The sequence below is a fragment of the Paracidovorax anthurii genome (genome assembly GCF_003269065.1).
Lineage (GTDB): Bacteria > Pseudomonadota > Gammaproteobacteria > Burkholderiales > Burkholderiaceae_C > Paracidovorax > Paracidovorax anthurii.
Genome location: NZ_QLTA01000087.1, coordinates 1 through 10,028, shown reverse-complemented (window position 1 = coordinate 10,028; position 10,028 = coordinate 1). Strand labels below are relative to the sequence as shown.

Annotated in this window: 1 protein-coding gene; it reads right to left on the bottom strand. The window is 70.3% G+C overall.

What is annotated here, in order from left to right; genetic code table 11:
* The coding region (locus AX018_RS23620) for a non-ribosomal peptide synthetase (protein WP_111882618.1) at positions 1 to 10,028 on the bottom strand (10,028 nt) is incomplete at both ends.

The following is a 10,028-nucleotide window of genomic DNA, read 5'->3' as shown; positions in this document are numbered from 1 at the left end:
AGCCGCTGCAGCGTCCGCGCATCGCTCACCACCCGCCGCACCCCGCTGTCGCCCAGCATGTAGGCCACCCGCTCCTGCGGCAGCTCCGCATCGATCGGCACGTACGCCCCTCCCGCCTTCATCACCCCCAAGAGCGCCACCACCAGCTCCACCGAGCGCTCCAGCGCCACCCCCACCAGGCTCTCCGGCTCCACCCCACGCTCCATCAGCGCGTGCGCCAGCCGGTTCGCCCGCGCGTTCAGCTCCGCATAGCTCAGCGTCTGCCCTCCGAACACCACCGCCACCGCATCCGGCGTGCGCTGCGCCTGCTCCTCTATCCGACCGTGCACCGTCTTCTCTTCCACGTGCACTGCCTCTCCATGGCTCCACGATCGCAGGCGCTCCGCCTCGGCCTCGCCCAGAGCCGGCAGGCACCGGGCCAGCACGCTGCCCGTGCCCGCGTCCTGCGAGACCAGGCGCACCAGCGCATCCTGCACATAGCCCGCCACGCGGGCCGCATCGATCCCGGGCTCCGCCAGGACCACTAGGCGGAAGCCTTCGCCCTGATCATCGACGGACAGCGTGAGCGGATAGTTGGTGCGCTCGCGCCCGCCCAGCGTCCGCACCCCCTCCAGCAGCGCGGCCGTGGGCGAGGCGCCGCTGTAGCGGTAGTTCAGCAGCGTGGAGAACAGCGGCACTCCAGCCGGCACGCCGCTGCACCGCAAGGCCTGCTGCAAGCTGGCGTTCTCGTGTTCGAGCAGCCCCGCCAGGGCCTCCTGGATCTGGCGCAGGCCCGCCTCCCGGTCCTGCCCCCGCAGGCGCACCCGCAGGGGCAGGGTGTTGATGAACATGCCCACGGCCCGCCCGACGTCCGCCCCGCCGCGCATGCGGCCGAACAGCAAGGTGCCGAACACCACGTCGTCGCGCCCCGTGACGCGGGCCAGCACCAGCGCCCAGGCCAGGTGGAAGACCGCCGAAGGGCTGGCGCCCAGCCGCCGTGCCAGGCTGCGGATGGCCTGCCCAACCCCGGCATCCAGCGCCTGGATCACCTCCTGCGTGGCGCTGCCGTCGGACTGCACGTCGAAGCGGCCGAACGGCGCGGTGGGCTCCTGCACATCGGCCAGCATGGCCGAGAAGAAGGCCCGGTGCGCATCGGCCGGCACCCCCAGCCGCGCCTGCGCCACGAAGTCCCGGAACGGCACCGGCTCGGGCAGCTGCTCCCTGCGCCCCTGCAGGATCAGCCCGACCTCGGCGCTGATGAGCTCCAGCGTGGTGTGGTCCATGATCAGGTGGTGGCACGGCAGCTGCAGCAGCCAGCGGCCCTGGGCCGCATCGTGCAGCGCCAGCGCGCGGATCATGGGCGCGCGGCGCGCGTCGATGCGGTACGCCGGCCCATGCACCAGCGCGCTGAGGTACCGGGCCGCATCCTGGCCCTGCGGTGGCGCCTCCACGTGTTCGAGCACGACCTGCGCCCGGCGCAGCACCACCTGCAAGGGCTCGGGCACGCCGTCCCACAGGATCGCGGTGCGCAGCAGGTCGTGGCGGGCCACCACCTCTTGCAGCGCCTCGATGAAGCCGCCCAGCCGCTCCCGGCTGTCGAACTCCAGCAGGTAGGGCAGCACGTAGGGGTCGCGCCCCGGCTCCAGCAGGTGGTGGAACAGGATGCCTTCCTGCAGCGGTGCGAGCGGGTAGAGGTCCTGGATGTTGCGCGCCCCGCCCGGCACGGCCGCCTCGATGGTGCGCAGGTGCTCCTCCGTGAGCGCCACCAGCGTCACCATCTCCGGCTGCAAGCGCTCGCAGCCGGGCTCGATCCGGTTGGCCGGTATCTGCGGCTGCGGCGTCTGCGCGGTGTTCTGGCGCTGCACTTCGCGGGCGAAGTCGGCCAGCCGGGGATGCTCGAAGATCGCCCGCGCCGGCATGGGCCAGCCCTGGCGGCGCAGCTTCTCCATCAGCTGGATGGCCATCAGCGAATGCCCGCCCAGCTCGAAGAAGTGATCCGTGCGCCCCACCCGCTCCACGCCCAGCACCGCCTGCCACATGCCGGCCACCGCCTCCTCGGTCTCGCCGCGGGGCGGCTCAAAGGCCTGGCCTGCGGCCGATGCATCCGGGTCCGGCAGCTTCCTGCGGTCGACCTTGCCATTGGGGTTGAGCGGCAGCGTGGGCAGGAACACCCAGAAGCTGGGCACCATGAACTCCGGCAGCCGCCCCTTCAGGTGCTCGCGCAGCACCTCGCGCAGCCTGGCCTGCGCCGGCGCGCCGGCCGCCTCCTCGGCCACGCGCGGCACCACGTACGCCACCAGCCGGCGCTCGGCCTGCCCGTCCTGGTGCACCGCCACCACGGCCGCCGCCACCGCCTCGTGGCGCACCAGCTGCGCCTCGATCTCGCCCAGCTCCAGGCGCTGCCCGCGGATCTTGACCTGCTGGTCCGCCCGGCCCAGGTACTCCAGCACGCCGTCGCTGCGCCAGCGCGCGATGTCTCCGGTGCGGTACAGGCGCTCGCCCGCGCCCTGCGGCCGCGGGTCGGCCACGAAGCGCTCGGCCGTCAGTCCCGCCCGCCCCAGGTAGCCCTGCCCCACGCCCACCCCCGCCACGTACAGCTCGCCGGCCACCCCCACGGGCAGCGGCTCCAGGTGGCCGTCCAGCACGTGCAGCCGCGTGTTGTCGGTGGGCCGCCCGATCGGCAGCAGGTGGCCGTCCAGCGCATCCGCTCCATCCACCCGGTGCAGCGCCACGTCGTCGGCGCACTCGGCCGGCCCGTAGGCGTTGACCAGCGGCACGGCCGGATAGCGCTCGAACCACGCCCGCGCCAGCTCGGCCGTGGAGGCCTCGCCCGTGGGCAGCAGCCAGCGCAGCGCCGGCAGCTCCTGCGCATCGCCCGCCAGCATCGCCTGGATCATCGAGGGCACGCTCTGCAGCACCGTCACCGCCTGCTCGCGCACGCACTCCAGCAGCGCGCGCGGGTCCCGCGCCACCTCATCGGGCACGATCTCCACGCAGGCCCCGCACAGCAGGCCCGCCAGCAATTGCCAGACCGAGACATCGAAGCTGACCGCGGCCGTCTGGGCGATCACGTCCTGTGGGCCCAGGCCCAGGTACGGGATCTTGCCGAGCTGGTTGTTGAGCATGCCCTGCTGCGTCACCACCACCCCCTTGGGCTCGCCCGTCGAGCCCGAGGTGTAGATCACGTAGGCCGCCTGCTCCCCACGGCTGGGCACGGGCCGCGCATCCGCACTGCGCACCGAGGCCAGCAGGTGTTCGTAGACCCGCAGCACCGGCGGCCGCTCCATGGCCGAGAGCACCCCTTCCAGGTCCGCCACCGCCGCCGCCGGCGCCACCACCACCCGCGCTCCGCTGGCCGCCAGCATCCCCGCCAGCCTGCGGTGCGGGTGGCGCCTGTCCAGCGCCAGGTACGCCCCGCCCGCGTGGAACGTGCCCAGCACCAGCTCCAGCAGCTCCAGGCCACGGTCCGCGTACAGCGCCACCACATCGCCCGGTCTCACCCCCGCATCGCCCAGCGCCGCACCCAGGCGCGCCGCATGCGCCTGCAGCTGCGCATACGTCCGCTGCTCCCCCTGGCTGCGCGCCGCCACGCGCTGCGCGTGCCGCCGCGCCTGCGCATCGAACAGCCGCGCGTAGCCTTCCCGCTGACCGTGCTCCTCCTGCGCTCCCGTGCACAGCTGCCGCAGACGATTCCGCTCATCCTGCGGCAACACCCTCAATTCGTGGAACACACCGGGCGGCGTGCAGGACAACTGCATCAGCACATGGCGCAGGCTTGCCAGCAGGCGCACGACATCGGCATGCGCGAAGAGCCGCGCATCATAGGAAAGCTGCAGCACCAGTTCAGTCCCAGGAACCACGACCACCGTGATGGGATAGTTGGTGTGCGTGCGGTTGCCCTTGAAGCTCACGTTCAGGTCAGAGGCCCGGCTGGCGACCTCTGCATCGACCGGAGCGTTCTCGAACACGAAAATGCTGTCGAACAGGTTGGCACCCCGCGGCGTTTCGGCCAGCGACTGGATCTCGACCAGCGGCACATGCTCGTGCTGGCGCATCTCCAGGTTCTGCGCGAACAACGCGCGCAGCCATGGCCCCACCCCGCCTGCACTCTCCGGCAGGCGCACCCGCAGCGGGATGGTGTTGATGAACAGGCCCACCGTCTCCTGGATGCCCTGCAGCTCCAGCGGCCGGCCCGCCACCGTCACCCCGAACAGCACCTCATCGGCACCGCCCAGCCGCGCCAGCAGCAATGCCCAGGCGGCCTGCACCACGGTGTTGACCGTGACCTGCTCATGCTGCGCGAACTGTTGCAGCCGGGCCGTCTCCTGGGCCGACAGGTGGACCATGCAATCCCCCACCTGGGCGTTCTCGCCAACTGCGGCCACCGGTTGCCGGTACGGCAGCGGAGTGACCGTATCGAAACCCTGCAGGGCCTCCACCCAGTAGCGGCGCGCCTGGGCCGTGTCCTGCCCTTGCAGCCACGCGATGAAGTCCCGGTACGGCCGGGCCTGCACGACGTCCGGGGCGGATCGGCCGCATTCGCGTTCGTAGTGCGTGAAGAAATCGCGCAGCAGGAGCGACCGGCACCACGCATCCATCAGGATGTGATGGAAGCTCTGCACGACGTAGAAAGTCTGCGCATCGGCCTGGATCAGGCGCAGCCTCATCAGGGGAGGTCGGGTCAGATCGAAGCCCTCTGCCAGTTCTTCCTGCAGCAGCGCCTGGATGCGTTCCTCGATTTCCTCCGACGCCACACCGCTCCAATCCAGGAGCTGCACCGGAGAGGGTGCCCTGCGATAGACCACCTGCAGCGGCTCCGCATCGCTGTGCCATTCAAAGCCCGTGCGCAGCACCTCATGGCGCGCCACCACCTTGTCCCACGCACGCCGGAACGCCTGGACATCGATCGCTGCATCGAACCGGTATCGGTCCTGCATGAGATAGATGCCCGATCCTGCGTTGATGAGCGTGTGCAGCAGCAGGCCGTGCTGCATGGGCGCCAGCGGATAGATATCCTGGACAGGGGCGGTCTGCCACGGCAGTGCGTCGATCCGCTCCTGCGTGATCCGTGCCAGAGGGAAGTCCGAAGGCGTCGCGCCACGCACACCGCTCAGGCAATGATCGATCAGGGATTCCAGCGTATCCCGCAGGGTGCGGGCCAGGGCTTCGATCTGCGCCGGGTCATGGATGGCCCGGCTGTACGTGCATTGCAATTGCAATTCACCTCGGCGGATGCTCGCGCCGATATCCAGCACGGTGCGGCGCCGGCTGCCGGGCGCGCGCTGGCCCTCCACGGTTTCGCGCGCCAGCCTCCAGGCACTGTTCGCGTCCACGGCGGAATCGATCTGCCCCAAGTAGTTGAACGTCACCTGCGGATAAGCCCCCTGGGCCAGCTCCGCCCCCTCGGGTGCCAGGTAGCGCAGCAGCCCATAGCCCAGCCCCTTGCCCGGCACCTGCCGCAACTGCTCCTTGATCGCCTTGATGCTCTCTCCCAACCCCTGCGCTCCGGGCTCCAGCCGCACCGGGTACAGCGCCGTGAACCAGCCCACCGTGCGCGAGAGGTCCAGCGATTCCTCCAGCTCTTCCCTGCCGTGTCCTTCGAGCTCCACCAGCACGCTGTCGCGCTCCGCCCAGGCGCACAGGGCGCGGGCGAGCGCGGTCAGCAGGATGTCGTTGATCTGCGTGCGGTAGGCCGGTGGAACATCGGTCAGCAGTTGCTCCGTGCGCTCCTCGCTCAGGGTGACCGAGACGGTGGCGATGTCAGCCACCGTATTGCTGGCGCCGGAGCGGCCGGGCAATCCCGGTTCTGCCTGTCCGACCACGGCGGCCCAGTACGGCAGTTCTGCACGCAAGGCGCCGCTGTCCACATACTTCGCCATGGCTTGGCGCCAATCGCGCAGTCCGACGCCGACATGGGCCAGATCGACCGCACTGCCATCGAGCAGTTGCCGGTAGGCGGTCTGGATGTCTTCCACCAGGATCCGCCACGACACGCCGTCCACGACCAGGTGATGCGCGGTCAGAACCAGGCGCGACACGCGGCTCTCACCGCCGTCCAGCCACAAGGCCTTGAAGAGGCGATTCGCATCCAGGGTGCACTGGAATTCCCTGGCGTGGCGCGCGATGGCCGCGCTCGGATTTTCCTCGTCGTCGATCGATATCCGGGTGAACCAGCCACCCGACTCGAAAGCGGAGACCTGCTGCCCCCACCTCCCCTGCACCCTCGCAAACCTCAGCCGCAGCGCCTCGTGCTGCCCCACCACCGCCTCCACCGCCTGCTGCAGCTTCGCCACATCCACCACCTCCGCCGCCGTCAGCATCACCGACTGGTTCCAGTGCCACTGCTCCTCGAACTCCTGCTCTAAGAACCACTGCTGCACCGGCGTCAGACCGAACGGCCCCTCCTGCCTCACTCCTCCCCCCGCTGCCGCCGCCGCTGCTCCCCCCGGGCCCTCTCCCGCCCCGATGCGCTCGGCCACCGCCCCCACTCCCGCCACCGTCTGCAACTCCATCAACTGCCTTGGCATCAACTTCCATCCCCTCTTGCGCGCTCGCGCAATGATCTGCAACGCCAGGATCGAATCCCCTCCCAGCTCGAAGAAGTTCTCCCTGCGCCCCACCCGTTCCAGCCTCAGCGTCTGCGCCCACACCTGCGCCAGCACCGTCTCGGCCTCCCCCTCGGGCGCCTCGAACTCGCCCTGCCCCGCCTGCTCCGGCTCCGGCAGCGCCCTGCGGTCCAGCTTCCCGTTGGCCGTCAGCGGCAGCGCCTCCAGCACCACCAGCCCGTTGGGCACCATGTAGTCCGGCAACACTTCCGCCAGCCGTGCCCGCAGGCTCCCCACCTCCAGCTGCGCTGCGCCCTGCGCCACCACGTAGCCATGCAGTTGCGTGCGCCCATCCTCCTGCTCCCGCGCAACCACCTCCGCCTGCCCCACCCCCTCCAGGGATCGCAGCGCCTGCGCCACCTCCGAGAGCTCCACCCGGTAGCCGCGCACCTTCACCTGCTCATCGCCCCGGCCCAGGAACTCCAGGCTGCCGTCTTCGAGCCTGCGCACCCTGTCGCCCGTGCGGTACAGCCTCGCCCCGGGATTGAACGGATCGGCCACGAACCGCTCCGCGCTCTGCCCCGCCCGCCCCTGGTAGCCACGCGCCAGCCCCGCTCCGCCCAGGTACAGCTCGCCCACCGCGCCCGCCGGTACCGGGTTCAGGTACGCATCGAGCACATGGGCACGGCACCCCTTCAGCGGCGTGCCCAGCGGCAGCGTCCCGGCTCGCCGGTCCGCCCGATCCGCCTCCTGCGTCAGCACCCCGACCGTGCTCTCCGTCGGGCCGTAGTGGTTCATCACCCGCATCTGCGGCTTGAGCTCCGCCAGCCGCTCCAGCAGCGGCCAGCGCGTGGCCTCCCCGCCCAGCACCAGCCGCCGCGCCGGCAGCACCCCGGCCGCATCCGCCGCGCTCAGCAGCGCCTGCAAGTGGCTCGGCACGATCTTGAGCACGTCCACCCGGTGCTCGCTCAGGTACTGCGCGAACAGGTCCGGGTCGAAGGCGCGCTGCGCCGAGATCATGTGCAGCCGCCGCCCCGAGCACAGCGCTCCGAAGAGCATCGTGTGCCCCAGGTCCGCCGCCACCGTGGACACCATCGCCATGCTGCGCGCTTCCTCGGGCAGCTCCATGCGCTCCAGCGCCCCCGCCACGTAGTTGGCCAGCGCTGCGTGGCTGACCACCACCCCCTTGGGCTGGCCCGTCGAGCCCGAGGTGTAGATCAGGTACGCCGCCTGCTGCGCATGGATCTCCCGCCGCTGCACGTGCGCCGCCTCCTGCACCGCCTCCTGCCCGGGCTCCTCCTCGATCTCCAGCACCGGCACGCCCGCATCCCACCCCAGCGCCTGCGCACTGACCACGCACCGCGCCCCGCTGTCGCGCACCACATGGGCCAGCCGCTGCGCCGGCAGCGCCGGATCCAGCGGCACGTACACTCCCGCCGCCTTCAGCGTGCCCAGCAACCCCACGGCCAGCGCCACCGAGCGTGGTGCGTGCACCGCCACACGCTCCTCCGGCCCCACCCCCAGCGCCTGCAGCCGCGCAGCCAGCGCCTCTCCCGCCCGCTCCAGCTGCGCGTAGCTCAGGCTGCGGTCCTCGTCTATCACCGCCTCCTCTTCCCCCGCATGCTCCACCGCTTCGCTCCACCGGCTCAGCACCAGCTGCGCCTCTTCCGACTCCGACTCCGACTGCACCGCGATCGCGCCATGCCACGGCACCTCACTCAACCGCGTTGGCGCATCGTCGGCGAGCGCCTCGGTAATGGCGTCGAGCAGGGCGTCGAACTGATCGGCGATCCGATGCAGGGCCGTCTCCTCGATGCGGCTGCTGTCGTACAGGTAATCCAGGCCCGGCACCGGGCCGGTGCGCACACGCAGCGTGAGCGGATAGTGATTGCCATAGTCCGTTTGCACTGGCCCGAACGAAAGGCCTCCCGGCGCGTTGGCCTTCAGCATCTCGTCAACAGGATAGTTTTCGAACACGACGATGCTGTCGAACAGGCCCTGGCCCGACACACCGTGGGCGCGCTGGATATCCGCCAGGGATGCGTACTCGTACTCGCGCGTTTGCAAGCTCTGCGCCTGCACGTCCTGCACCCAACCCACCAACGTGCGTTCCGGGCGCGGGACCGCGACCACCGGCACGGTATTGATGAACAGGCCCACCGTCTGGCCAACCTGCGCCAGTTCCGCGGGACGGCCTGCGGTCGTGGCACCGAACACCACCGGCACCCTGCCGACCAACGACTGCAGGGTCAACGCCCACGCCGCCTGGATGGCGCTGTTGACCGTCACGCGCTGGCTCCGCGCGGCCGCGGTCAGCCGGGCCGTGCGCGCTGCGCCCAACTCGACCGAATGGCGGCAATACCCCCTCCCGCCATCGATGGCACGCAGGTGTTCCGGCAGCCGGGTGGGTTCTTCCAGCACACCGAGCAGCGACTGCCAATACCGTGCAGCCGCCTGTGCGTCCTGGCGTTCGATCCAGGCCAGGTAATCGCGGTAACGCCCCACGCCTGCCGGCAGCGCTTCACCGGCGTAATGGCGCAGCATGTCGCCCAGCAGCAGGGAAGTGGACCAGCCGTCCACCAGCAAGTGGTGGTAGGTCCAGATGAAGTGGTGTGCTCCCGAGGCCAGGCGCACCAGCACCATGCGCATGAGCGGCGGCTGGGCCAGGTCGAAGCCCTGCGCGGCCTGTGCACGCGCCAGTGCATCGAGCGCATCGGCACAGTCCTGCCGCGTGCTCCAGTCCTGCACTTCCAGGGGAACGGGACAGGCCTGATCCACCCACTGCAGGCTGCGTTCGCCCACCAGGAAGCCGCTGCGAAGGGCTGGATGGCGGTTCAGCACCGCCGCCCATGCGGCACGTAGGCGCTCCGGATCGACATGGCGGATATCGACACGCAGCTGATTGACATAGGCACCGCCATCCACGGCATCCACCGAGTGGTACAGAAGCCCCTCCTGGATCGGGGACAGCGGGTACATATCCTCGATCCGGGCTGGTAGCAGAGGCAATTGCGCGAATTGCTCCGCATCCAGCCGCGCCAGCGGGAAATCACTGGGCGTAACACCCGCCGCGCCGCTCGTGCAATGCGCGATCAGCGCGCGCAGTTCCTTGTCCAGCGCCCGGGCCACAGCGTCCATGTCGGCACGCCGCTGGCAGCGGGTGCCATAGACGATTTCAATCTGGAAGCACCCCTCCTGGATCCGGGCCTCGACAGCCAGCGCATGCTCGCGCGGAGCCACCGGATCCCGCGAAGCGCCGCTAGGCTCTTCGGCCATGGCCCACGCCTGCACTTCCATACCGGTGTCGATCTGGCCCAGGTAGTTGAACAACACTTGGGGGCGCGGCAATCCGGCCAGTGCCGCGCGCTGCTCAGGCGTGCCGAAGTGGCGCAGCACGCCATAGCCCAGGCCATGGTGGGGCACCGCGCGCAGCGTCTCCTTCACGCGCTTGAGCGCCTCGCCCGGTTCTCCAGACGCATCGAGCACGACCGGATACTTCGACGT